This window comes from Streptomyces sp. NEAU-174, assembly GCF_052665095.1.
The window spans coordinates 218,620-240,703 of sequence record NZ_JBQTCE010000010.1; the positions used below are offsets into that span (position 1 = coordinate 218,620).

Consider the following 22,084-nt stretch of genomic DNA (forward strand, 5'->3'; position numbering starts at 1 on the left):
ATGACCCGGCTCAACACCGAAAGCGCGCTCCCGTTTGCACTGAACCGGGTCGGCGTGCTCATGAACGCCGACCCCGCCGACCCCCTGGAGACCGAGGGCGTCCTCAATCCGGCCACCGCCTGGGGACCCGACGGCGAGCTCTATCTCTTCCCCCGCATGGTCGCGGCAGGCAATGTCTCCCGGATCGGCCGCGCCCGTGTCGTGATCGAAGACGGCGTACCGGTCGGCGTCGAGCGCCAGGGCGTGGTGCTGTCCCCGGACGAAGGCTTCGAGCGGGGTGCACACAATGCCGGCGTGGAGGATCCCCGCATCACCTTCATCCCCGACCTGGGCGTGCACGTCATGACATACGTCGCCTACGGTCCGCTCGGCCCGCGGCCCGCGTTGGCCGTCTCCACGGACACGATCAGCTGGCGCCGTCTGGGCCCACTGCATTTTACGTATCAGTCGCACTTGTCCACCGACTTGAACTTCTTCCCCAATAAGGACCTTGTCTTCTTCCCCGAGATCGTGCCCGGCCCCGACGGCCGTGCGAGCTTTGCGATGCTGCACCGGCCGATGTGGGACCTGGACTGGCTGCGCCCGGGCGAGGGCGCCCCGGTCCCGGCCGGGGTGGCCGACGGCCGCCCGTCGATCTGGATCGCGTACGTAGACGCCGAGGCGGCCCGCCGCGATCTTTCGGCGCTGACCTCGCTGCGGCACTCCGCTCCGGTGGCCGCTCCGGAGATGCCGTTCGAGGCGGCGAAGATCGGTGCGGGTCCGCCGCCACTGCGGGTGCCCGAGGGCTGGCTGCTCGTCCACCACGGTGTGACCGGTCCGGTCGCGAGGGGCTTTGAGCTCAGCCATGGCGCCGTCTACCGGGCCGGGGGCATGCTGCTGGACCCGGACGATCCGGCGCGGGTGCTGGCGCGCTCGCAGGAGCCGTGGCTGTCTCCGGAGACCCGCGAGGAGACGGTAGGAACGCTTGGCAACGTTGTCTTCCCGACTGCGATCGAGCGCATCGCGGGGACCGTCTATGTGTTCTACGGGATGGCGGACAGCGCGATCGGCGTAGCCGCTCTGGAGCGGACCGCGGACTGACGCCTCTGACCTGTGAACCGGTACTTCACCGCTGCGGGTGTGGCGCGGGCTGTTGGGCCGGGGCTCGGGTGGGCCCGACCGGAGCCGAAACGTGGAAGAGCTGGACAGACAGGCCAGCGGGCGGTTCATGTCTGCGCTTCGCGTCACCTGAGGGGCTGCGTCACCGTCTTGCCGAGGTTCGGGCCGGTGCCCAGCGGGAAGCCGGCACGACGGGTGCGGCCGGGGGCGGCAAGGGTGACGGAGACCGTCAGGCCGGGCTGGTCGGGGTTGGCCACGCTCACCACGGCGGAGCTGCCGTCCTCGTCGAGCATGATGATGGCGGGCTGATCGACCCGCAGCGTGCGGCCTGATCCCAGGTCGAGGGAGCCCGCGGCATGGAAGGTCGCCATCGTCAGCCGCAGCCGCGGATGGCGGACTGCCTGGACCTGCTCGTCGTTGCGCAGGATCTTGACGACCGGCTTGGCCGCATAGGAGCGGACCTTTTCGGGTGTCGCGCCGGGAAGGAGGACGTAGGCGTATTTGGCTCCGTCCGGGGTGGTGCCGTGGTCGAAGAAGAGGGTAAAGGCGTTCCGCTTCACTGGATCACGGTCGAGCCAGCTCCCGGTCTGCTCCTTGTTCGAGACCTTCAACGGCCCACCCTCCGGGAAGACATAGCCGATCTCGTCGTTGTACGCCCAAGAGGCGCCGGTGGCAGCTGAATCGGCCCCCGGGCGTACGGCCTTGCCGCCGACGGAGGCATTGGGCCGGGCCGCTCCCTGATTGACGGTCGTATGGACGGCGTGCTGCGAGGTGGAACTGATCCCGGCGCCGAGCGCGACCATCTCATCGTCGAAGTAGAAGTAGCTCTTGCGCCCCGTCGTCGAGAACCGGTCGAGGGTGAAGACGCTTGCCCCGTAACGCCCGTCGGAGACGCCGCCGGTGAAGCTGCCGCGGTTGGAGGGACTCGACTGCGTCGTCACCTTGGTGTAAGGCGCGGTGACACCCGGGTAGTGGAACCAGTCGAAGGCGGGTACGAGGTCATCGTATTCCCGGTTCGTGACCTGGATCGAGGTGGCTCCCGCCGCATTCCAGTCGATCTCGTTGCCGACTTCGGGCCGGAAGGTCGAGCGGTACTCGCTGCCCTTCATGCGAGGGGAATTGATCCTGGTGAAGATTCCATACTCGTCCCGCAGATGTGAGGAGAACTCCGAGCGCCAGAAGTACTTATGCCCGGTGACGCCGTTCTCCCGGATCTTCCCGCGGATATTGTCGGCAAGTCGCTGATACGCCGCCGAGTTCGTCTCATCGGCCCGCACCATCCGGTCGAGCGGCTCGAGGAAGTCGGCCGCGTAACTCGTAATGCCATCGATGGTATTGGGGGGACGGTACCCGAGGTACATCATCCCGATCTCCCCGCGGATCAGCCAGCGGGTCCCGTCGAGGATGTAGAAGGCGATGGCGTCGATATTCTCGGGCGAGAAGGCGAAGCTGGTGCCGCGCGCGACATCGGCCCAGGCCGCGACGATGGTGAACAGGGCCATGCCGTAGCCCTCGCTGTAGAGCTGCGCCCCATGTGCCCAGAAGGACGAGTCCACCTGCACGGCCTCGGTGACCTTACCGCTGCTGTCGACGGCGACCGTCTGCGACATGGTGGCGTAACCCTGCTCGATGTCGGCGGTCGCGTGCTTCGCGACGGCCTCATAGAGGTAGTTCTCGGTCCTCCAGGAGCCGTTCGCCCCGGCCGGGTCCAGGCGGCCGGTGTTGTGCGCGTAGGTCACCTCCCGCGCCTCGGCGCTGAGTTCGTCGCCGACGAAGATCGACACCCGGCCCATGGCCATCGACTTGCCGATCTCGACTTCCCACCAGTTCGTGCTGGTCGGTTTGACACTGTCCCAGTAGAGAAACGCACGGTTCAGGGCCTCGATCAGCTCCGGTTTGCCGTAGCCCGCGGCATCCGGGTCACGGTAGGCATGAGCCATTGCGATCATGCGGTACAGCGCGTGATAGGGCGACCAGACCCGACCGTTGGCGGAACTCGTGGTGTCGTCGTAGTCCACATTGGGCCACGAGCCGTCGGCGCGCAGGGACTCGACATAGGTCAGGGCCTCGGACGTACGGGCGAGGAAGATGCCATTGGCGATCCTCACCTGGTCGCCCTGCGCAAGGAACCGCTGTTGCAGGCGTTCGATGATGAGCTGAATGTCATCCGTGACCGCTCGACTCCCACCGGCCTCCGCAGCCCGCGCGAGAGCCGGCACCGACAGCGTCAGCCCGGCGACACCGGCGGTGATTCCGAGGCCCCCGAGTAGGACGCGACGTCGATCGGGCAGGGGGACGACTCCGTTTTCCGTCATGCGGACTCCTTTGGGCGCGCCCAGATCCCGACAACGCTGCCGTGGGGGCGTGCGTCGGTCGACGAGGTCTTCCGGGTGCTGATTCGGTCACGGCTTCGGCTTGGGGCACCGATTTCTAAACCGGTTTGAAGGCGACTCGTCAACAGTTACCGGCTACGGCCTGGGTACGTCAACAGTCGCGACGCCGGGGGGCGGGGGCGGCTTCGGCCCCCTAGGGGCAATACCAGTGATTCAGGTGGTTTTCCGGCGGGCGAACTCCCCGCTCGGGTCGGTCCGGGCGGGGAGTTCTCTTTGCTCAGCCGGGAAGTTCGGTGACGCTGAGCGCGAAGTCCAAGTTCCCCACCCCGTGGTTGGCGCCGCCGCCGAGAGCCTTGGCCAGGTCAGCGGCCTTGGACTGATCGCGGCCCATGATCTCGACGGCGTTGCCGCCCGTTATCGCCCGCGCGCCGATGGTGCGGGCCATGTTTCCGGTGCCGATGATGCTGATGTTGCTCATGAGATGTCCTGTCCTGGTTGTGCGTCGCTCGGTTCAGATGGCGGTGATGCCGCCGTCGGCGACGAGTTCCATGCCGTTGACGTAGCTGGAGTCGTCGGAGGCGAGGAAGAGGGCGGCGGTGGCGATCTCGTCGGGGCGGCCCATCTGGCCGCGGGGGATGAGGGACTCGAACTGGCACTTGGTGGCCTCGTCGAAGAGTTCCTCCTGCTTGGCGGTGGCGACCTGGCCGGGGGTCAGGACGTTGACGCGGATGCGGCGGTCCTTGAGCTCGTTGAGCCAGACGCGGGCCCAGGCCTGGTGGACGGCCTTGCTGCCGGCGTAGACGCTCCAGCCGGGGAAGGCGCCGAGGGAGGCGTTGGAGCCGGTCATGAGGATGGAGCCGCCGTCGTTGAAGAGCGGGAGGGCCTTCTGGACGGTGAACAGGGTGCCGCGGGCGTTGAGCCAGAACGCGGCGTGGAAGTGGGCCTCGGTGATCTCGCCGAGCGGGGCGGGCTCGCCCATGCCGGCGCTGGCCCACAGCACGTCGAGGCTTCCCTTCTCCCGCTTGACGGTGTCGTACAGGCGGTCCAGGTCGGCCAGGTCGGCGGCGTCGCCCTGGACGCCGGTGACATTGCGGCCGATCTGCTGCACGGCCTCGTCCAGGGCGTCCTGGCGGCGGCCGGTGATGAAGACGTGCGCTCCCTCGTCGACGAACAGCTTGGCGCCGGCCAGTGCCATGCCGCTGGTGCCGCCGGTGATGACCGCTACCTTGCCGTCGAGCTTTCCCATAGTCGCTCCCTTGGGTCGGTGGTGCCGTGCGCACCTGGGGTGACGGCGTTATGTACACCGCCCTGTGTGCTTACGGTACGGGCGGGCAGCCGGCGCGCAAACTATGTACACCGGTCGTTACCCAGCTGCGGTACCATGGGGCCATGACGGAGTTGGAGAAGGGCCCCAAGGGCCGCCGCCGCGGCCGGGGCGCCCGCGAACGCATCCTCAGCGCGTCCCGGCAACTGTTCCGCGAGCAGGGCATCAACCCCACCGGCATGGACCAGCTCTGCGCGGTGGCCCAGGTGTCCAAGCGCACGGCCTACCAGCACTTCACCAGCAAGGACGAACTCGTCGCCGAGTACCTGCGCCGGTTCGACCCCTCCGTTCTGTCCGGCGTGTTCGACCGCACCGACCTCACGCCCCGCGAACGGCTCCTCGCCGCCTTCGACGTCCCCGCCACCACCCCCCTGTGCCCCTACATCGGCGCCGCCGTCGAGCTCCACGACCCCGAGCACCCGGCATCCCAGTACGCACGCGACTACAAGAAGGCCGTCGCCGCGCGGCTCGCCGAGACCGCCCGCGAAGCCGGCGCCGCCGACCCCGAACAGCTCGGCGAGCAGCTCGCGCTGCTCATCGACGGCGCCGCGGCCCGCACCCGGGTCCTCAACGCCGACGCCTTCCCCACCGCCGCCGCCATCGCCGCGGTCCTCATCGACAACGCCATCCCCGCCACAGCCGGCGACGACCGGCGACGGGAGATCCCGGCCGCCGGCCGCTAGGACCGAGACGGCAGGGCATGTCCGGATCGGGTACGCCCGCGCGTCAGCCGTCCGCCGACCCCCATACCGACAGCCCACGGGCTCCATGAGAGTGCCGGCCGAGTCTCATCTCGGCCGGCACTTCGTGTTTCCCGGAGGTGGTGGCGCCCGTCGCCGCCACCCCTCGTCGCAGCGCCCGTAAGAGGCGCGTCAAAGGCGCGTCGATCGCCGTATGGGACCCGTCAACGGCGGTCGGATCCGGCCATGGGTCGGGGTTTCCTTCTTGCGTTGTCCATTCGATCCGCTGTTCGCGGATCTCCCCCGACCTCTTTCCAGGAGCTCGCGATGGCCGATGTGGCCTTCGTCGTCGTCACCATCGCGGTGTTCGCGCTGGTGGCCTTTGTCGCCAAAGGGGTGACGAAGCTGTGACCGCCGAAAACGTCGTCGGCCTGATCGTGGCCGTCGCCCTGCTGGGCTATCTCGTCCTCGCCCTGATCTTCCCGGAGAGGTTCTGAGAACAAGCATGAGTCCCGTACTCGCCGGCGTGCTCCAGCTGCTCGCCCTCATGGGGGCGCTGGCGCTCGCCTACGTCCCCCTCGGCAACTACATGGCCAGGGTCTACTCCTCCGAGAAGCATCTACGCGTGGAGAAGTGGATCTACAAGGGCATCGGTGCCAACCCCGACACCGAGATGCGCTGGACCGCGTATCTGCGCGGGGTGCTGGCCTTCTCGGCGGCCGGGGTGCTCTTCCTCTATCTGTTGCAGCGGCTCCAGGGCGGCCTGCCCGGCTCGCTGGGGTTCTCCTCGATCGAGCCCGCGCAGGCGTTCGACACGGCCGCGTCCTTCGTGACGAACACCAACTGGCAGTCGTACGCGGGCGAGCAGGCCATGGGCCACGTCGTGCAGACCGCCGGTCTGGCCGTGCAGAACTTCGTGTCGGCGGCGGTGGGCATGGCCGTCGCGGTGGCGCTGGTGCGCGGCTTCGCGCGCTCGCGCACCGGTGAGCTCGGGAACTTCTGGGCCGATCTGGTGCGCGGCACGGTCCGCGTCCTGGTGCCGGTGGCGGCAGTCGCCGCCGTGGTGCTGGTCGCCTGCGGGGCGATCCAGAACTTCTCCGGCATTCACGAGGTCGGCCAGTTCATGGGCGGCTCGCAAGCGTGGAACGGCGGCGCCGTGGCCTCGCAGGAGGCCATCAAGGAGCTGGGCACCAACGGCGGCGGCTACTTCAACGCCAACAGCGCCCACCCGTTCGAGAACCCGACCCCGTTCACCAACCTCTTCGAGATCTTCCTGATCCTGGTCATCCCGCTGGCGCTGACCCGCACCTTCGGCGTCATGGTCGGCTCGGTCAAGCAGGGCTACGCGATCCTGGCGACCATGGTCACCATCTGGGTCGGCTTCGTGGCCCTGATGATGTGGACCGAGTTCGCCCACCACGGCCCGGCGCTCCAGGCAGCCGGTGGCGCGATGGAGGGCAAGGAGACCCGCTTCGGGGTCGGCGGCTCGGCGCTCTTCGGGGTGTCGACCACGCTCACCTCGACCGGAGCGGTGGACTCCTTCCACTCCTCCTTCACCGGCCTGGGCGGCGGCATCACCATGCTCGGCATGATGCTGGGCGAGATCGCGCCCGGCGGGGTGGGCTCCGGCCTCTACGGGATGCTGATCATGGCGATCATCGCGGTGTTCATCGCCGGGCTGATGGTCGGCCGTACGCCCGAGTATCTGGGCAAGAAGATCGGTCCCCGCGAGATCAAGCTGGCGGCCTGCTACATCCTGGTCACCCCGGCGCTGGTCCTGGTCTTCACCGCCGCCTCCATGGCCCTGCCGACGCCGCCGAACTCGATGCGGGGCTCCGGCGCGCACGGCTTCTCCGAGGTGCTGTATGCCTTCACCTCCGCCTCGAACAACAACGGCTCGGCCTTCGCCGGCCTGAACGCGAACACCGACTGGTACAACACCACCACCGGGCTCGCGATGCTGCTCGGCCGCTTCGTGCCCATGGTCTTCGTGCTGGCGCTCGCGGGCTCGCTCGCCGGGCAGCGGCCGGTCCCGGCCACCGCGGGCACGCTGCGCACCGAGAAGCCGCTGTTCACCGGGTTGCTGGTGGGCGCGATCCTGATCATCACCGGTCTGACGTACTTCCCGGCGCTGGCGCTGGGGCCGCTGGCCGAGGGGCTGGCGTGATGACCACCCAGAGAGAAAAATACGAGGACTCCATGTCCACTGCCACTCCGACCAGGGCGCCGCACAGCGGCGTTCCCTCCGGGCACACCTCGGCCGAGGACCGTGTCGGCGCGGGCCTCTTCGATCCCCAGCAGCTGCTGCGGTCGCTGCCGGACGCCTTCCGCAAGCTGGATCCGCGGGTGATGGTGAAGTCGCCCGTGATGTTCGTCGTGCTGGTCGGGTCCGTACTGACCACCGCGTTCTCCTTCACTGACCCGGGCGACTGGTTCGGCTGGGCGATCAGCGCCTGGCTGTGGCTGACCGTGATCTTCGCCAATCTGGCGGAGGCGGTCGCCGAGGGCCGTGGCAAGGCGCAGGCCGACACCCTGCGCAAGGCCAAGACCGACACCGTCGCGCGGCGGCTGCTGGGGGACGGCGCGGAGGAGCGGATCCCCGGCACCGGGCTGACCATCGGTGACCTGGTGGTCTGCGAGGCCGGCGATGTCATCCCCGGCGACGGCGATGTCGTCGAGGGCGTCGCCTCGGTGGACGAGTCGGCCATCACCGGCGAGTCGGCGCCGGTCATCCGCGAGTCCGGTGGCGACCGTTCGGCCGTGACCGGCGGTACGAAGGTGCTCTCCGACCGCATCGTCATCAGGATCACCACCAAGCCCGGCGAGACCTTCATCGACCGGATGATCAACCTGGTGGAGGGCGCCGCACGGCAGAAGACGCCCAACGAGATCGCGCTGAACATCCTGCTCGCCTCGCTGACCATCGTCTTCCTGCTCGCCTGCGCCACACTGCCGCCGTTCGCGGAGTACGCGGGCACGCATCTGACGATGGTGGTGCTGGTGGCGCTGCTGGTCTGTCTGATCCCGACGACGATCGGCGCGCTGCTCTCCGCGATCGGCATCGCGGGCATGGACCGCCTCGTCCAGCGCAATGTGCTGGCGATGTCGGGCCGGGCGGTCGAGGCCGCCGGTGATGTCTCCACGCTGCTGCTGGACAAGACCGGCACCATCACCCTGGGCAACCGGCAGGCGGCGGAGTTCGCGCCGGTGCGCGGCACCACCGAGGCCGAGGTCGCCGACGCCGCCCAGCTGTCCTCGCTGGCCGACGAGACCCCCGAGGGCCGGTCCGTCGTCGTCCTGGCGAAGGAGAAGTACGGGCTGCGCGAGCGTCACCAGGGCGAGCTGGTGGGGGCCGAGTGGATCGAGTTCACCGCGCAGACCCGGATGTCGGGCGTGGACGTGGACGGCCGGAAGATCCGCAAGGGGGCGGCTGGTTCGGTCATCGCCTGGGTCCGGGAGCGCGGCGGTACGGTCGCCGAGGACGCGGACGGGCTCGCCCACCGGATCTCCGCGGCCGGTGGCACCCCGCTGCTGGTCGCCGTCGAAGACGCCGACGGGGCACGGGTGTTGGGCGTCATCCACCTCAAGGACGTGGTCAAGGAGGGCATGCGGGAGCGGTTCGACGAGCTGCGCCGCATGGGCATCAAGACCGTCATGATCACGGGTGACAACCCGCTGACGGCCAAGGCGATAGCCGAGGAGGCGGGCGTCGACGACTTCCTCGCCGAGGCCACGCCCGAGGACAAGATGGCCCTGATCAAGCGGGAGCAGGCGGGCGGCAAGCTGGTCGCGATGACCGGTGACGGCACCAACGACGCCCCGGCGCTGGCGCAGGCGGACGTCGGGGTGGCGATGAACACGGGGACGTCGGCCGCCAAGGAGGCCGGCAACATGGTCGACCTCGACTCCAACCCGACCAAGCTGATCGAGATCGTGGAGATCGGCAAGCAGCTGCTGATCACCCGGGGCGCGCTGACCACCTTCTCCATCGCCAACGATGTGGCGAAGTACTTCGCGATCATCCCGGCGCTGTTCGCGGCGGTCTACCCGGGCCTGGACAAGCTGAACATCATGCAGCTGTCCTCGCCGGACTCGGCGATCCTGTCCGCGGTCATCTTCAACGCGCTGATCATCGTCGCGCTGGTGCCGCTCGCCCTGCGGGGGGTGCGCTACCGGCCGATGAGCGCGGACCGGATGCTGCGGCGCAACCTCGGGATCTACGGTCTCGGCGGCCTGATCGCGCCCTTCATCGGCATCAAGATCATCGACATCCTCATCTCCCTCATCCCCGGGATCGGCTGATCGCCATGAACCACACCGTCACGAACACCGCCCGGCTGTTCGGCGCCGGGCTGCGCGCCCTGCTGATGCTGACCCTGGTCACGGGCGTCATCTACCCGCTGCTGGTCACCGGCGTCGCCCAGGGGCTGTTCCACGACAAGGCGAACGGCTCCGAGATCACGGCGCACGGCAAGGTCGTCGGCTCCTCGCTGATCGGGCAGTCGTACGACCTGCCGCTGAAGAAGGGCCAGGAGACCCCGGACCCCGATCTGAAGTGGTTCCAGGGGCGCCCGGCGAACGGCCTCGGCAGCAACAGCGTCAACACCCAGTACAAGCTGCTGCTGTCCGGAGCCACCAACCTCTCCGCCGACAGCAAGGACCTCCTCCAGCAGGTCCGGGACGCCAAGGCAGCCGTCGTCAGGGACAACTCGGTGCCCGGCTACACCGTCAAGCCGTCCCAGGTCCCCGCCGAGGCGGTGACGTCCTCCGGCTCGGGTCTGGACCCGGACATCTCCCCGCGGTACGCGGAGCTCCAGGTCCATCGGGTCGCGGCGCGGAACGGGCTGTCCGTCGGCCAGGTGGAGAGGCTGGTCAAGGACAAGACCGAGGGGCGCATGGTGGGGTTCATCGGCGAGCCGCGGGTGAACGTCCTCGAGCTGAACGTGGCGCTCAGGGATCTGGTGGCCCGGCGCTGAGGTTCGCGCCTGCGGCGGGTTGTGCCGACTGGGGCTTCGCCCCTGGACCCCGGGGTCCGGGGGCGAAGCCCCTGCCATGCGGCGGAGCCGCGCTTACGCGGAGCCGCGCTTACGCCGGTGAACCGCTGCGCGGCCGCTCCGGCAGTACGGCGCGGTCGGCGGGGGGCGCGGTGTCCGTGGTGGTCTTGGTGGTCGTGAGGTCCTCGATGCGGTCGGCGAACCCCGGCTCCGGCAGCGGGAGGTCGATGTCGGGGTCGTCGGTGAAGTCGACGGCCTCGGCGACGTAGTGGATGACCGCCCTGGTGGCGGGCGGGACCTCTTGCCCTCTCTTCAGGCCGTGCAGGATGCGCAGGGCGGCGGCCATCTCGTGGTCGGTGGCGGTCCAGTCCTCCACGGTGTCGGTGACCGGCGGGATGTCGTTGCCCGCCTGCTCGTGCCACCACTCGAGCCATGCGTGCGCCTGGCCGTCCTCGCCGAGGGCCATGTGGTGGAGGTAGAGGCAGTACGCGGCGGCGGGGTCGCCGGCCCCGGCGGCGAACTGCCACCAGAACTGGGCGTGGTCCTCGTGCCCGGCCAGCTGGAGTACGCATCCCAGGACCCGGGAGCCGGGCGGTTCGAGGATGCGGCGGGTGAGGAAGTCCCGCAGCTGGGTCAGGGCGTCGGGCCGGGCGATGATCGCCTCGCACAGGGTGTGCAGATCCTGCGCCATCCGCTCGTCCGCGCCCGGCACCGCGGCTCCGGCGGCCGCGGCGGTCCCCGGGCCCTGTTGTGGGGGGCGCTCCTGGGGCGGGACGCCGCCGGGGTTGGCGTGGCGGGCGGCGAGCCGGGCCTCGGCGGCCTCGAAGTCGATGGGAGGAGTGGGGTTGAGCAGGGCCCGCGCGAGGATGCGGTCAATGGGTGAGGTCATCGGTTGTCCTTGGCCAGGAGTTGTTGCAGACGGCGGCGGGCGTAGCGGGCGGTGGAGCGCACACCGGCCTCGGTGATGCCGAGGTGGGTGGCGGTCTCGGCGACGCTGTAGCCGCGGCAGTGGAGCAGGATGACCACGTCCTGCTGGCGCTCGGGGAGTTTCTTGATCGCCTGATAGAGGTTCAGGCTCTCCTCCAGGGCGGCGATGGGGTCGACCGCGTCCTTGAGGATCGCGGTCTCGAAGGTCGCGTTGTCCAGGAGGGCGGGGCCCCGGTTGCGGGCCCGGGCGAGGTCGATGACCCGGTTCTTCATCACCTTCCAGGCGTAGGCGGCCGGGTTCTCCATGGTCAGCACCTTGGGCCAGCAGCGCAGGAGCTGTTCGAAGGCGGCGTCGACGGCCTCTTCGGCGTCCGCGTGGTTGCCGAGGTAGACCATGGCCCGGTCGATGTACGCCTTCCGGTGGAGTTGGTGGAAGGCGCGGAAGTCGGCGGGGAGTCGGGCGGTCATCGAGGTGATCTCGCGCGAGCGCGGGAAGTCGTTGGTCACCGCTCCCCTCCCTCCTGGTTATTGCGATGCAGTTCCGATACGCCGACGCGGACTCCCATCGCGGCCGCGCGGCGCAGGAGGGCGATGGCGTCACTGCCGAATACCCGGGTGACGAGTACGGCGGTGACGACGTTCACCACGGTTTGAAGATTCACCGGACTTCGCTGTCCTTCTGTTCGTCGTACGAGGGTGGCCCCCACACGCCCCGCGAGTGCGCGGTGTTGCGCCCTCTGTTCAGATAGCGCGCACCGACGCCGGTTCGTGCATCGGATGAGCCTAAAATCTTACGGAACGCAGCGATCCAATTACGCAAATATGAAAATCTCATCGCCAGATTCAGGGGTTGGTGCGGGGCCGACCGACCGACCCCGTACCACCCGCGCCGCGCTGGCGCCGTTGGGCGCGAGCGGCGGGTTATGGGGTGCCCGGGGGTCTTTCCCCTACCCCGCCCCTTCCCACAACCATGGGCTCCGCCCCTGGACCCCGGCCCGGACCGCCCAGCCGGGGCCTGGAGCGGACCCCCGGTTCCGCTCCGCCCCTCGACCCAAGGGGACGACAAGCCGAACGCCGCCGCGATCAACTCACCGGCTCAGGACACCCACCGCGCCACCTGCGATGCGGCGGAAGACCGGGCGGACGCCCGCGTGCATCCGGGCCGCCCGGCCGGGGTTCGGGGCGGAGCCCCGGGTTTACTTCCCCTGGGCCCCAGGGGGCGACGAGCCGGTCGTTGGCGTGGTCGGCTCACCGGGCGGGGGCTGGGGCGGAGCCCCAGTTGTGGGAAGGGGCGGGGAGGGGAACGGCCCGCCGCAGGCGGCGCCCACGGGCTCCGCTAGCCGGTGAGCGACTGGGTGCCGAGGACCGTGAGGAGGGCGAGGCGTTCCGCGTCCTCGGTTTCGGGCTCGGCGGTGTAGACCACGATGCGCAGATCGCTGCCCGCCACGGTGAGCACATCGCAGTCCAGCGTCAGCGGACCCACCCGTGGATGGTCGATGGTCTTGCGCGACGCCTCGTGGTGGCCGACGGCGCCGGAGTCCCACAGCTCGGCGAACCGCTCGCTGTTCGCGCGCAGTTCCGCGACCAGCCGCCGCAGCCGCTGGTCGGCCGGGTAGCGGGCGGCGGCCGTGCGGAGGTCGGCGACCAGGGCGGCCTGGAACTCGGTGCGGGCTTCATGGGTCTGCCGGGACCCGGTGTCCTCGCCGACGAAGTGGCGCCAGACTCCGTTGCGCTCGTTGCCGCGCCACCGGGACGGATCGCCCCTCAGGGCCACATACGGCGGATTGGCCATGAGCAGCGTCCAGGACGCGTCGCTCACGGCCACGGGCGTCCCCGTCAGCCGGTCAAGCAGCCGCTGGACGCTCGGGGTGATGTACGCCGGGACCGTCTCCGGGCCGGGTGGGGCGAGCCCGGCCAGCCGGAAGAGGTGGGCGCGCTCGGCCGACGACAGCCGCAGGGCCCTGGCCAGGGCCTCGACGACCTGGGTCGAGGGATGGGACGCCCGGCCCTGTTCGAGGCGGGTGACGTAGTCGACGGAGATCCCGGCGAGCAGGGCCAGCTCCTCGCGGCGCAGCCCGGCCGCGCGCCGCTGCCCGCCGGCCGGCAGCCCGGCGGCCTCCGGGGGGACCCGGTCCCGCCAGCGCCGTACCGCCTGCCCGAACTCCGTGGTCGCCATGGCCACCAGTCTGCACCCCGGGCCGGGGACGAGCCTGGTACCCGCGGTCCCAGGAAGACGGAGCACCTGGCTGCCCGCGCGGCCCCGATGCAGCCTGGACGGCATGACGACAACACTCATCACCGGAGCGAACAAGGGTCTCGGCTTCGAGACCGCCCGCCGACTGATCGCCGCGGGCCACACCGTCTATCTGGGCAGCCGGGACGCCGACCGCGGACGCCGCGCCGCCGAGCAGCTGGGGGCGGGGGCGCGGCTGGTCGTCCTCGATGTCACCGATGACGCCTCCGTGGCCGCCGCCGCGAAGACCGTCGAGGCCGACGGCGGACTGGATGTACTGATCAACAACGCCGGTATCGAGGCGCGGATGCCGGACGGCGGGGTGATCGGCGCCGCGGAGGTCACCGCCGACATGATGAAGGAGGTGTTCGAGACGAACGTCTTCGGCGTGGTGCGGGTGACCCATGCCTTCCTGCCACTGCTGCGGCGGTCCGCCGCCCCGGTCGTGGTCAATGTCAGCAGCGGGCTGGCCTCGCTGGAGCGGGTCTCCACCCCCCACACCCCCACGCACGCCTACCCGGGGGTCGCCTATCCGGCGTCGAAGACCACGGTCAACATGGTCACCGTGCAGTACGCGAAGGCGTTCCCGGAGATGCGGATCAACGCCGTGGAGCCCGGCTACACCGCCACGGACCTCAACGGGCACACCGGTCACCAGACCGTCGAGGAGGGCGCCGAGATCATCGTCCGTATGGCGACGGTGGGCCCGGACGGCCCGACGGGAGGCTACTTCGACATCGAGGGCACCCTCCCCTGGTAGCGGGTCCTCCCTTTGCAGCGGGCGGCGGGCTCGCCCGGCGCCGCCGCGCTCACTGCGCCCGGCTCTCCCGGGTGCGCCACAGCCACCTGATGTCACGGGCGAAGGACCAGCTGAGCAGGGTCAGGGCCAGCAGCGCGGCGCCGAAGGCCGCCGGGTACGGAAGCACATCGGCGCCCACGACCAGCAGCAGCACGCCCTGGAGCGCGGCCACCGTCTTGCGGGCCGTGCTCGGGGGCAGCTGGCCGTTCAGCCAGGGCAGCGCCCACGCCGCGGCCACGAAGGCGTAGCGCATGGCGCCGATCAGCAGCACCCAGGGGCCGAGGAAAGTGGCCACATAGACGCTGAGCACCAGGATGAGGACGGCGTCGACCTCCATGTCGAACCGCGCGCCCAGCGAGGACGAGGTGCCGGTGCGGCGCGCCACCTGTCCGTCGACCGCGTCGAGGATCAGCGCGACCGCGGTGAGGGACACCAGGGCGGTGACCGGCGTCGGGCTCTCGAAGGAGTCGGCGACCAGCGCGGTCACCCCGCCGACGAGCGTGGCCCGCGCCAGGGTGACCCGGTTGGCCGCGCCGAAGGAGGCGAGCCAGGACCGCTGGAGGGCACGGGTGAGCACCACCCAGGTGGCGACCGCGAAGGCCAGGCCGGTCAGCCAGCCCGCGGGGCCCAGGTCGATCGCCGTGCCGAGCAGGACGAGCAACAGCAGCTGCGCGGCCGCGCCCACGGCTGTCTCGTTGCGCAACGCGGCCGCGCCCGCGGCGCGCTGATCGCGCAACAGCGTCGTGTTGTAGGGATTGTTCAGGGCCACCGTGCACCCTCCGGGCTGTGTGGCGGAGTGGATGGGTGCCGCGTACCGTGTTCGCGGCTTCATGGTCATCCGTACGTGGGCCACCCTCCGATTGTTCAGCCCCTCAGGAGAACGTCGTATGACGCGCACCGCCCGTGCCTTCTGGCTCCACTACCCCGGACACGGCGAGATACGGGAGGTGGACCTGGCCGAACCCGGGCCCGAGGACGTGGTGGTGCGCACGCTGTGCTCCGGGGTGAGCCGCGGTACGGAGACCCTGGTCTTCCGCGGTGGCGTACCGGAGAGCCAGTACGGCGCGATGCGCGCGCCGTTCCAGGACGGCGAGTTCCCGGGGCCGGTGAAGTACGGCTATCTCAATGTGGGTCTGGTCGAGGAGGGACCGGCGGCCCTGCGGGGGCGCACCGTCTTCAGTCTGTATCCGCATCAGACCCGCTTCGTGGTCCCGGCGAGCGCGGTGACCCCGGTGCCCGAGGGCGTGCCCGCGCCGCGCGCGGTGCTGGCGGGGACGGTGGAGACCGCGGTGAACGCCGCGTGGGACGCCGCGCCGTTGCTGGGCGACCGGATCGCGGTGGTGGGGGCGGGGATGGTGGGTGCCTCCGTGGCGGCGGTGCTGTCCCGGTTCCCGGCCGTACGGGTGCAACTGGTGGACGCCGAGCCGGCGCGCGCGGAGGTCGCGCGGGCGCTCGGGGTGGACTTCGCGCTCCCCGGGGAGGCGGCGGGCGACCTCGATCTGGTGGTGCACGCCAGCGCCACCGAGCAGGGGCTCGCGCGCTCGCTGGAGCTCCTCGCCCCCGAGGGCACCGTGCTGGAGCTGAGCTGGTACGGGGACCGGCGGATCGGCCTGCCGCTGGGCGAGGCGTTCCACTCCCGGCGGCTGACGGTGCGCAGCAGCCAGGTGGGGACGGTGTCCCCGGCCCGGGGCGCCCGCCGCTCCTACGGCGACCGGATGGCGCTGGCGCTCGAACTGCTCGCCGATCCCGCCTTCGACGCCCTCGTCACCGGCGAATGCGGTTTCGAGGAGCTTCCCGAGGTGCTTCCCAGGCTCGCCTCGGGCGAGATTCCGGGGCTGTGCCACCGGGTTCGCTACGACGCGGAATCTGCCGTGTCGCCCGGCTGAACACGGGGAACGCGACGGCCGTACTAGAGGGCGTGCCCCGGCTGAGGGCCCGACGCGCCGTATCTGGAGGGTCATCCGTTGTTCAGCATCACCGTTCGCGATCACATCATGATCGCTCACAGTTTTCGCGGCGAGGTCTTCGGACCCGCGCAGCGGTTGCACGGGGCGACGTTCCTCGTGGACGCCACCTTCCGCCGTGCCGAGTTGGACGACGACAACATCGTCGTCGACATCGGCCTGGCCACCCGTGAGCTCGGGGAGGTGTGCGGCGCGCTCAGCTATCGCAACCTCGACGACGAACCCGATTTCAAGGGGATCAACACCTCCACCGAGTTCCTCGCCAAGGTGATCGCCGACCGCCTCGCCGAGCGGGTGCGCTCGGGCGCGCTGGGCGAGGGCGCCCGGGGCCTGTCCGGGATCTCCGTCACGCTGCATGAGTCGCATGTCGCCTGGGCGAGTTACGAGCGTGGCCTATGAACCCGGCCGCACCGCGCACGGTGCACTTCGTGATGCCCGGCAGTGTGGCCGACCCGGCCACGCCGAGCGGCGGCAACGTCTACGACCGGCGGATCTGCCGGGATCTGCCCGGCTCCGGCTGGCGGGTCGAGGAGCACGCCATCGCGGGCGACTGGCCCCAGCCGGGCCCGGCCGCCCGCGCCGAGCTGACCCGGCTCCTGACCGCGCTGGCGGACGGCACGCTCGTCCTGCTCGACGGGCTGGTGGCCTGTGCGCTGCCGTACATCGTCGTTCCGCAGGCCCAGCGGCTGCGGCTGTCGGTGCTGGTGCATCTGCCGCTGAGCGACGAGACGGGGCTGGCCCCCGGCCGGGCCGATGATCTGAAGGCGCTGGAGGGCCGGACGCTGCGCGCGGTGCGGACGGTGGTGGCCACCAGCGCCTGGGCGGCCGGGCGGCTGGTCGATCTGCACGGGCTGGTCCCGGACCGGGTCCATGTGGCGGCGCCCGGCGCCGACATCGCGCCGCTCGCCTCCTCCGGCGGCGACGGCTCGCGGCTGCTGTGCGTGGCCTCGGTGACCCCGCGCAAGGGGCAGCTGCGGCTGGTCGAGGCGCTCGCGCGGATCGACGACCTGCCCTGGAGTTGCGACTGTGTGGGATCGCTCGAGCAGGACCCGGAGTACGCCGCCCGGCTCCGGGAGCTGGTCGAGAAGCTGGGCGTGGCCGACCGGGTGCATCTGCTCGGCCCGAGGACCGGCGCCGAGCTGGACGCCGGCTACGCCTCCGCCGACGCGGTGGTGCTCGCCTCGTACGCCGAGACCTACGGCATGGCGGTGACCGAGGCGCTCGCCCGGGGGATCCCGGTGCTGGCCACCGCCGTCGGCGGGGTTCCGGAGGCGGTCGGGCAGGCGCCCGACGGCAGGGTGCCGGGCATCCTCGTCGATCCGGACGACCCCGACGCCCTCACCGCGGCGCTGCGCCGCTGGCTGGGCGACCCCGGTGCGCGCCGCCGGCTCACCGCCGCCGCGCACGAGCGGCGCACCGCGCTGGCCGGGTGGGAGAACACCACCCGCAATCTGGCCGGTGCGCTGGAACAGCTCCGAGACGAACCGCGGAGGGCCGCGTGAAGACGACCGACGTACCGCGTTACACCCCCGACTGGCTGGAGCTGCGGGAGGGCGCCGACGCGGCGGCCCGTTCCCCCGAACTCCTCGAGGCGCTCGGCCCCCGGCTGTCCGGCCCGCCGCTGGTGATCCACGACCTGGGCTGCGGCACCGGCTCCATGGGGCGCTGGCTGGCGCCCCGGCTGAGCGGTCCGCAGCTGTGGATCCTGCACGACCGCGACCCCGATCTGCTGGACCGGGCGGCGGTGCGGATGCCCCGGGCGGCCACCGACGGCAGCCGCATCACCGTCGCGACGGCGCGCGGCGACCTCTCCCGGCTGACCGCGAGCACGCTGGACGGCGCCTCGCTGGTGACGGCGTCCGCGCTGCTGGACGTGCTCACCCCGGAGGAGGTGGACGGGATCGCCGCGGCCTGCGCCGAGGCGGAGTGCCCGGCGCTGCTGGCGCTGTCCGTGGTGGGGCGGGTCGAGCTCACCCCGGCCGACCCGATGGACGCGGAGATCACCGAGGCGTTCAACGCCCATCAGCGGCGCGGCGGTCTGGTGGGCCCCGACGCGATGGCGGTGGCCTCCGAGGCGTTCGCCCGGCACGGCGCGACGGTACGGACCCACGCCAGCCCCTGGGTGCTGGGCGCCGAGCACTCCGCGCTGACGGCCGAGTGGCTGCGGGGCTGGGTGGGCGCGGCCGTGGACCACCGGCCGGAGCTCGGCGCGCACGCCGAGGCGTATCTGCGCCGCCGGCTGGCGATGGCCGCGGCGGGCGCGCTGCGGGTGGTGGTGCACCACCACGATCTGCTGGCGCTGCCCGCGCCCCGCACGCTGGGGGCTGCCGCGTGACCGGCGCGCTGCGGGCCCGGCTCGGGGCGGCCGCGGGCGTCGCCATCCTCGGGGTGGTGCTGTGGCGGCTGGGCACCGGGGCCTTCGTGGACGGCTTGCGCACCATCGACGGGCCCACCCTGCTGGCGGCGGTCGGCCTCGGCCTGCTCACCACGGTCTTCAGCGCCTGGCGCTGGTGTCTGGTGGCGCGGGGGCTGCGGATCCGGCTGCCGCTGGGCCCGGCCGTCGCCGACTACTACCGCGCGCTGTTCCTCAACGCCGCGCTGCCCGGCGGGGTGCTGGGCGATGTGCACCGCGCGGTGCGGCACGGGCGGGACGCGGGGGATGTCGGCCGGGGCGTGCGCGCGGTGGTGCTGGAGCGGGTCGCGGGCCAGGTGGTGCTGATCGCGGTGGGGGTGGCGATCCTGCTGGCCCACCCCTCCGTGGCCCTGGAGCACACCGGCCGGCTGATCGGCGGGCCGGCCGCGGCCTGGGCACTGGCCGCGGGGTGCGTCCTGGCGCTCCTCGCGGTGGTGGCCGTCCGGCGCCGCCGCCGCGCGGCGCCGGTGGCCGGGCGGCGGCGGGGCGCGGTCCGCGGCGCGCTCCTCGAGGCGCGCCGCGGGCTGCTGGCCCGGGGCAGCTGGCCGGGGGTGGTGATCTCCTCGGTGGTGGTGCTGGCCGGGCATCTGACGACGTTCGTCCTGGCCGCCCGGGTGGCGGGGTCAGACGCCCCGCTGACCGAGCTGGTGCCCCTGATGGTGCTCGCCCTGATCGCCATGGCCCTGCCGCTGAACGTCGGCGGCTGGGGCCCCCGCGAGGGCGTGACCGCCTGGGCCTTCGGCGCCGCGGGCCTCGGTGCGAGCCAGGGGCTGACCGTGGCCGTGGTCTACGGGGTGCTCACCTTCGCCGCGAGCCTCCCCGGTGTTCTGGTGCTGGCCGTCCAGGGTTACGGCCGGCTGCGGGGCCGACAGGTCGAGTTCGAAGAGGGTGTCCTCGCCGAGGGTGTCGCGGCGGACGGGCGGGCGGAGCGCGTTCCGCATGACGGTCGTCCCGTCGAAGCGCAGTCCGGGGATGCCGTCGCCGAGCAGGACCGGGGCCACGGTGACGTAGAGCCGGTGCAGCGCCCCCGCGTGCAGGAAGCGCGACACGGTGACCCCGCCGCCCTCGACGAGTATCCGGCCGAGCCCGCGCCGCCGCAGCGCCCGCACCAGGTGGTGGGGGGCAAAGGCGTCCGGGTCGTCAAGCGTCAGCACGTCCACGCCGTCCGGCGGCGCCGGCCGGCGCTCACCGGTGGTGCCCACCACCCACAGGGTCGGAGCTGAGCCATCGGTGAACACCCGTCGGTCGAGCGGCACCCGTCCGCGCGGATCGAGCACGACCCGCACCGGATGGGCGCCCGCGCAGGCGCGCACGGTCAGCTGGGGGTCGTCCGCGACGGCGGTGCCGGCCCCGACGACCACCGCGTCGGCGAGGGCGCGCAGCCGGTGGAGATGGCGGCGGTCCTCCTCGCCGGTGACGTAGTCGGCGTCGCCGGTGCGGGTGGCGATGAAGCCGTCCAGGCTCTGGCCGAGCTGAGCGATGGTCAGCCCCGGCCCGGCCAGGCACAGCGGGAGATAGCGGTCGACCAGGAGCCGGGCCTCCGGCGAGGCGGCCTCGCTCCACCGCCACCGGCCGTCCGGGCCCCGGACCAGACCGGCCGCCCCCGCGTCCGACTCGGTCCGGACGGAGCGCAGCCGCTCCCATGCCTCTTCCGTCTCCAGGAAGGTCATCCCGCCTCCTTCTCGGCACCGACCAGGGAAAGATACTCGGCGAAGCAGTCGACGAGCCCGGCCAGGAGTTCCTTTCCCTTATCCGCGGACGCCCTGGACGGACGGCCGACGACCCCGGTTTCCGTATAGGCGGACATACCGAGGGTGAGCAGATGTTTCCGATCGTCGGATATCCAGTCGGAGGTTTCATGACCGGGCCGTACGAGTTCCGGATGGGCATGCAGGAGGATCGATGTCTCCAGTTCGCCCGCATGCATATCGCTGTTGGCCGGGGTGCGTACTCCGGCGCGCGTCCTCGCGGTCTCCCAGTCGGCCGATCCGGGGAATAGCGCCATGCGGAAGTCAGTGCCCGCGGATTCCTGAACGATGTTGCGCAGTACGTAATTTCCGCCGTGTCCGTTCACCAGAATCAGACCGCGTATACCCGAGCGCCTGAGGGAGTCCGCGATATCGCGGACGACGGCGTAGAGGGTGGCCGCGGAAATCGACACCGTCCCTGGCCAGGCGGCGTGTTCATGGGAGCAGGAGACCGTCACCGGGGGCAGCTGGAGAACCGGATACGCGGCCGCGATCTCCGCCGCGACCGTGCAGGCGATGACCGTGTCGGTCACCAGCGGGAGAAAGGCGCCGTGTTGTTCGAAGCTGCCTACCGGAAGAACGGCGACTTCGGCCCGGTCGGCCCGCACTTCCTCCGTCGTCCGTGTCGGCAACACCATGCCGGCCTGCGGGCGCGTTCCCGAACCGCTCATATCTCGTGGACCTTTCATACGTCGGCCGGACAGCTTGTTGCTGCGGCTTTCTCATTCTCCTGTACAAGGGCGGTGGTTTTCCAGATAAGATCGGGACATGACAGAAAGTGATGGTGTGTTCGATGTCGACACCGGCACCTCGGGTGTCGAACGAGTGGTGAATGTCCGGCTGGCCACGAAGCATGGCGACTTTCACGCGATCGGCTATCGGGACCTCGTGCGCGGTGATGAACAAATAGCCCTGGTATACGGCGATGTCGGCGGGGAGGAAGCGCTTACCCGACTGCATTCCGAGTGCCTCACCGGAGACGCGTTCGGCTCCCGCCACTGCGAGTGCGGCGACCAGCTCTCCGCCGCGCTGAAGGCGATCGTGGCCGAAGGCCGGGGCGTTCTGGTGTACCTGAGGGGCCATGAGGGGCGCGGGATCGGGCTGCTCGCCAAGCTCCAGGCGATGAAGCTCCAGTCCGAGGGGCTGGACACCGTCGAGGCCAACCTCGCCCTCGGCCTGCCGGCCGACGCCCGCGACTACAAGGTGGCGGCGGACGTCCTGCACGACCTCGAGGTGCGCTCCGTGCGGCTGCTGTCCAACAACCCCCAGAAGCGGGACGCGCTGCTGCGGCACGGCGTCCGGGTCAGCGAGCAGGTGCCGCTGCTGATGACTCCGCACAAGGAGAACCTCCCGTATCTGCTCACCAAGCGGGATCGCATGGACCACTATCTGCCCCATCTGGAAGCCGTGATCCAGCGCACCTGAAGGCGGCCCTGGCCCCGGGCCGCGGCCTGGTCCACCGGTGTCGGCCGGGTGTGGGCCGCGGCCCGTAGCGGTGCGGAGTTCCGGCGTGACCATACCGCCGAACGGGCGATCAGTACGCATATGTCCCAGAATGGGGGTGCCGCGTG

Annotated in this window: 21 protein-coding genes and 3 pseudogenes; 14 read left to right on the forward strand and 10 right to left on the reverse strand. The window is 70.9% G+C overall.

The features are described 5' to 3' along the window. Complete coding sequence (locus ACT2CW_RS28050; protein WP_445518617.1) at positions 1-1,080, forward strand: glycoside hydrolase family 130 protein; 1,080 nt, start codon at positions 1-3, stop codon at positions 1,078-1,080. A 143-nt stretch (positions 1,081-1,223) separates the two neighbouring features. Here the strand turns inward: ACT2CW_RS28050 and ACT2CW_RS28055 are convergent, their stop codons facing one another. The 3 genes and pseudogenes from ACT2CW_RS28055 to ACT2CW_RS28065 all read right to left on the reverse strand — a co-directional run bounded on the left by ACT2CW_RS28055 (position 1,224) and on the right by ACT2CW_RS28065 (position 4,677). Continuing rightward, entirely contained in the window at positions 1,224-3,413 is a 2,190-nt protein-coding gene (locus tag ACT2CW_RS28055; RefSeq protein WP_445518618.1) for a polysaccharide lyase family 8 super-sandwich domain-containing protein, read from the reverse strand. Between the two features lie 343 nt (positions 3,414-3,756). Next, positions 3,757-3,909: pseudogene (locus ACT2CW_RS28060) on the reverse strand (NAD(P)-binding domain-containing protein); the annotation flags it as partial. Between the two features lie 33 nt (positions 3,910-3,942). Then, on the reverse strand, positions 3,943-4,677 hold the full coding sequence (locus ACT2CW_RS28065; protein WP_445518619.1) for an SDR family NAD(P)-dependent oxidoreductase: 735 nt from the start codon (positions 4,675-4,677) through the stop codon (positions 3,943-3,945). Positions 4,678-4,820: 143 nt separating this feature from the next. Here ACT2CW_RS28065 and ACT2CW_RS28070 point away from each other — a divergent pair, with 143 nt between their 5' ends. From ACT2CW_RS28070 to ACT2CW_RS28095, 6 genes are all read left to right on the forward strand, one after another. Further along, positions 4,821-5,438 (forward strand): TetR/AcrR family transcriptional regulator, encoded by a 618-nt coding sequence (locus ACT2CW_RS28070; protein WP_445518620.1) that lies wholly within the window; start codon positions 4,821-4,823, stop codon positions 5,436-5,438. A 267-nt stretch (positions 5,439-5,705) separates the two neighbouring features. Next, on the forward strand, positions 5,706-5,846 hold the full coding sequence (locus ACT2CW_RS28075; protein WP_182471070.1) for a hypothetical protein: 141 nt from the start codon (positions 5,706-5,708) through the stop codon (positions 5,844-5,846). Beyond that, a complete protein-coding gene (gene kdpF / locus ACT2CW_RS28080) occupies positions 5,843-5,932 on the forward strand; it encodes a K(+)-transporting ATPase subunit F (protein ID WP_018566520.1) in 90 nt (29 codons plus the stop codon). The genes ACT2CW_RS28075 and kdpF overlap by 4 nt, the downstream gene beginning before the upstream one ends. Before the next feature lie 8 nt (positions 5,933-5,940). Further along, on the forward strand, positions 5,941-7,602 hold the full coding sequence (gene kdpA / locus ACT2CW_RS28085; protein ID WP_445518621.1) for a potassium-transporting ATPase subunit KdpA: 1,662 nt from the start codon (positions 5,941-5,943) through the stop codon (positions 7,600-7,602). Further along, complete coding sequence (gene kdpB, locus ACT2CW_RS28090) at positions 7,602-9,737, forward strand: potassium-transporting ATPase subunit KdpB (protein WP_445518622.1); 2,136 nt, start codon at positions 7,602-7,604, stop codon at positions 9,735-9,737. The genes kdpA and kdpB overlap by 1 nt, the downstream gene beginning before the upstream one ends. A gap of 5 nt (positions 9,738-9,742) precedes the next feature. Then, complete coding sequence (locus ACT2CW_RS28095) at positions 9,743-10,411, forward strand: potassium-transporting ATPase subunit C (protein ID WP_445518623.1); 669 nt, start codon at positions 9,743-9,745, stop codon at positions 10,409-10,411. Between the two features lie 109 nt (positions 10,412-10,520). Here the strand turns inward: ACT2CW_RS28095 and ACT2CW_RS28100 are convergent, their stop codons facing one another. From ACT2CW_RS28100 to ACT2CW_RS28115, 4 genes are all read right to left on the reverse strand, one after another. Beyond that, positions 10,521-11,318 carry a hypothetical protein gene (locus ACT2CW_RS28100; RefSeq protein WP_445518624.1) on the reverse strand — a complete coding sequence of 266 codons (798 nt, stop codon included), beginning with the start codon at positions 11,316-11,318 and terminating at the stop codon, positions 10,521-10,523. Next, the gene (locus ACT2CW_RS28105) at positions 11,315-11,863 is read right to left on the reverse strand and encodes a sigma-70 family RNA polymerase sigma factor (RefSeq protein ID WP_164436369.1); all 549 of its coding nucleotides are present in this window, start codon (positions 11,861-11,863) and stop codon (positions 11,315-11,317) included. The genes ACT2CW_RS28100 and ACT2CW_RS28105 overlap by 4 nt, the downstream gene beginning before the upstream one ends. Continuing rightward, positions 11,860-12,018, reverse strand: a complete 159-nt coding sequence (locus ACT2CW_RS28110) for a hypothetical protein (protein WP_167396636.1) — start codon at positions 12,016-12,018, stop codon at positions 11,860-11,862. The genes ACT2CW_RS28105 and ACT2CW_RS28110 overlap by 4 nt, the downstream gene beginning before the upstream one ends. Positions 12,019-12,692: 674 nt before the next feature. Then, on the reverse strand, positions 12,693-13,532 hold the full coding sequence (locus ACT2CW_RS28115) for a helix-turn-helix transcriptional regulator (protein WP_164436372.1): 840 nt from the start codon (positions 13,530-13,532) through the stop codon (positions 12,693-12,695). A 103-nt stretch (positions 13,533-13,635) separates the two neighbouring features. On the opposite strand from ACT2CW_RS28115, the gene ACT2CW_RS28120 reads away from it, so the two are divergent. Further along, positions 13,636-14,349, forward strand: a complete 714-nt coding sequence (locus ACT2CW_RS28120; protein WP_445518625.1) for an SDR family oxidoreductase — start codon at positions 13,636-13,638, stop codon at positions 14,347-14,349. Between the two features lie 49 nt (positions 14,350-14,398). On the opposite strand, the gene ACT2CW_RS28125 is transcribed toward ACT2CW_RS28120, so the two are convergent. Further along, positions 14,399-15,157: a CDP-alcohol phosphatidyltransferase family protein gene (locus ACT2CW_RS28125; protein WP_445518626.1), complete on the reverse strand. Its 759-nt coding sequence runs from the start codon at positions 15,155-15,157 to the stop codon at positions 14,399-14,401. Positions 15,158-15,275: 118 nt separating this feature from the next. Here ACT2CW_RS28125 and ACT2CW_RS28130 point away from each other — a divergent pair, with 118 nt between their 5' ends. The 5 genes and pseudogenes from ACT2CW_RS28130 to ACT2CW_RS28150 form a co-directional block, all read left to right on the forward strand. After that, positions 15,276-16,274: a zinc-dependent alcohol dehydrogenase gene (locus ACT2CW_RS28130; RefSeq protein WP_445518627.1), complete on the forward strand. Its 999-nt coding sequence runs from the start codon at positions 15,276-15,278 to the stop codon at positions 16,272-16,274. 78 nt (positions 16,275-16,352) lie between these two features. Continuing rightward, a complete protein-coding gene (locus ACT2CW_RS28135) occupies positions 16,353-16,751 on the forward strand; it encodes a 6-pyruvoyl trahydropterin synthase family protein (protein WP_164436378.1) in 399 nt (132 codons plus the stop codon). After that, entirely contained in the window at positions 16,748-17,854 is a 1,107-nt protein-coding gene (locus tag ACT2CW_RS28140) for a glycosyltransferase family 4 protein (protein ID WP_445518628.1), read from the forward strand. The genes ACT2CW_RS28135 and ACT2CW_RS28140 overlap by 4 nt, the downstream gene beginning before the upstream one ends. Continuing rightward, positions 17,782-18,687 (forward strand): SAM-dependent methyltransferase, encoded by a 906-nt coding sequence (locus tag ACT2CW_RS28145; RefSeq protein ID WP_445518629.1) that lies wholly within the window; start codon positions 17,782-17,784, stop codon positions 18,685-18,687. The genes ACT2CW_RS28140 and ACT2CW_RS28145 overlap by 73 nt, the downstream gene beginning before the upstream one ends. A gap of 86 nt (positions 18,688-18,773) precedes the next feature. Next, positions 18,774-19,523: pseudogene (locus tag ACT2CW_RS28150) on the forward strand (lysylphosphatidylglycerol synthase transmembrane domain-containing protein); the annotation flags it as partial. A gap of 276 nt (positions 19,524-19,799) precedes the next feature. Here ACT2CW_RS28150 and ACT2CW_RS28155 read toward each other — a convergent pair. Together ACT2CW_RS28155 and ACT2CW_RS28160 are read right to left on the reverse strand one after the other, a co-directional pair. Continuing rightward, positions 19,800-20,435: pseudogene (locus ACT2CW_RS28155) on the reverse strand (RibD family protein); the annotation flags it as partial. Continuing rightward, positions 20,432-21,184 carry a creatininase family protein gene (locus ACT2CW_RS28160; RefSeq protein ID WP_445518630.1) on the reverse strand — a complete coding sequence of 251 codons (753 nt, stop codon included), beginning with the start codon at positions 21,182-21,184 and terminating at the stop codon, positions 20,432-20,434. The pseudogene ACT2CW_RS28155 and the gene ACT2CW_RS28160, both read right to left, overlap by 4 nt. Positions 21,185-21,281: 97 nt before the next feature. On the opposite strand from ACT2CW_RS28160, the gene ribA reads away from it, so the two are divergent. Then, positions 21,282-21,938, forward strand: a complete 657-nt coding sequence (gene ribA / locus ACT2CW_RS28165) for a GTP cyclohydrolase II (protein WP_164434161.1) — start codon at positions 21,282-21,284, stop codon at positions 21,936-21,938. The last annotated feature ends 146 nt before the right edge of the window (positions 21,939-22,084 follow it).

Bases quoted from the DNA above. Each gene is read 5' to 3' on its own strand.
- ACT2CW_RS28115 (WP_164436372.1), bottom strand. From the start codon at position 13,532: ATGGCGACCACGGAGTTCGGGCAGGCGGTACGGCGCTGGCGGGACCGG.
- ACT2CW_RS28100 (WP_445518624.1), bottom strand. From the start codon at position 11,318: ATGACCTCACCCATTGACCGCATCCTCGCGCGGGCCCTGCTCAACCCC.
- kdpB (WP_445518622.1), top strand. From the start codon at position 7,602: ATGACCACCCAGAGAGAAAAATACGAGGACTCCATGTCCACTGCCACT.
- ACT2CW_RS28120 (WP_445518625.1), top strand. From the start codon at position 13,636: ATGACGACAACACTCATCACCGGAGCGAACAAGGGTCTCGGCTTCGAG.
- ACT2CW_RS28070 (WP_445518620.1), top strand. From the start codon at position 4,821: ATGACGGAGTTGGAGAAGGGCCCCAAGGGCCGCCGCCGCGGCCGGGGC.
- ACT2CW_RS28055 (WP_445518618.1), bottom strand. From the start codon at position 3,413: ATGACGGAAAACGGAGTCGTCCCCCTGCCCGATCGACGTCGCGTCCTA.
- ACT2CW_RS28095 (WP_445518623.1), top strand. From the start codon at position 9,743: ATGAACCACACCGTCACGAACACCGCCCGGCTGTTCGGCGCCGGGCTG.
- ACT2CW_RS28050 (WP_445518617.1), top strand. From the start codon at position 1: ATGACCCGGCTCAACACCGAAAGCGCGCTCCCGTTTGCACTGAACCGG.
- kdpA (WP_445518621.1), top strand. From the start codon at position 5,941: ATGAGTCCCGTACTCGCCGGCGTGCTCCAGCTGCTCGCCCTCATGGGG.
- ribA (WP_164434161.1), top strand. From the start codon at position 21,282: ATGACAGAAAGTGATGGTGTGTTCGATGTCGACACCGGCACCTCGGGT.
- ACT2CW_RS28140 (WP_445518628.1), top strand. From the start codon at position 16,748: ATGAACCCGGCCGCACCGCGCACGGTGCACTTCGTGATGCCCGGCAGT.
- ACT2CW_RS28065 (WP_445518619.1), bottom strand. From the start codon at position 4,677: ATGGGAAAGCTCGACGGCAAGGTAGCGGTCATCACCGGCGGCACCAGC.
- ACT2CW_RS28130 (WP_445518627.1), top strand. From the start codon at position 15,276: ATGACGCGCACCGCCCGTGCCTTCTGGCTCCACTACCCCGGACACGGC.
- ACT2CW_RS28160 (WP_445518630.1), bottom strand. From the start codon at position 21,184: ATGAGCGGTTCGGGAACGCGCCCGCAGGCCGGCATGGTGTTGCCGACA.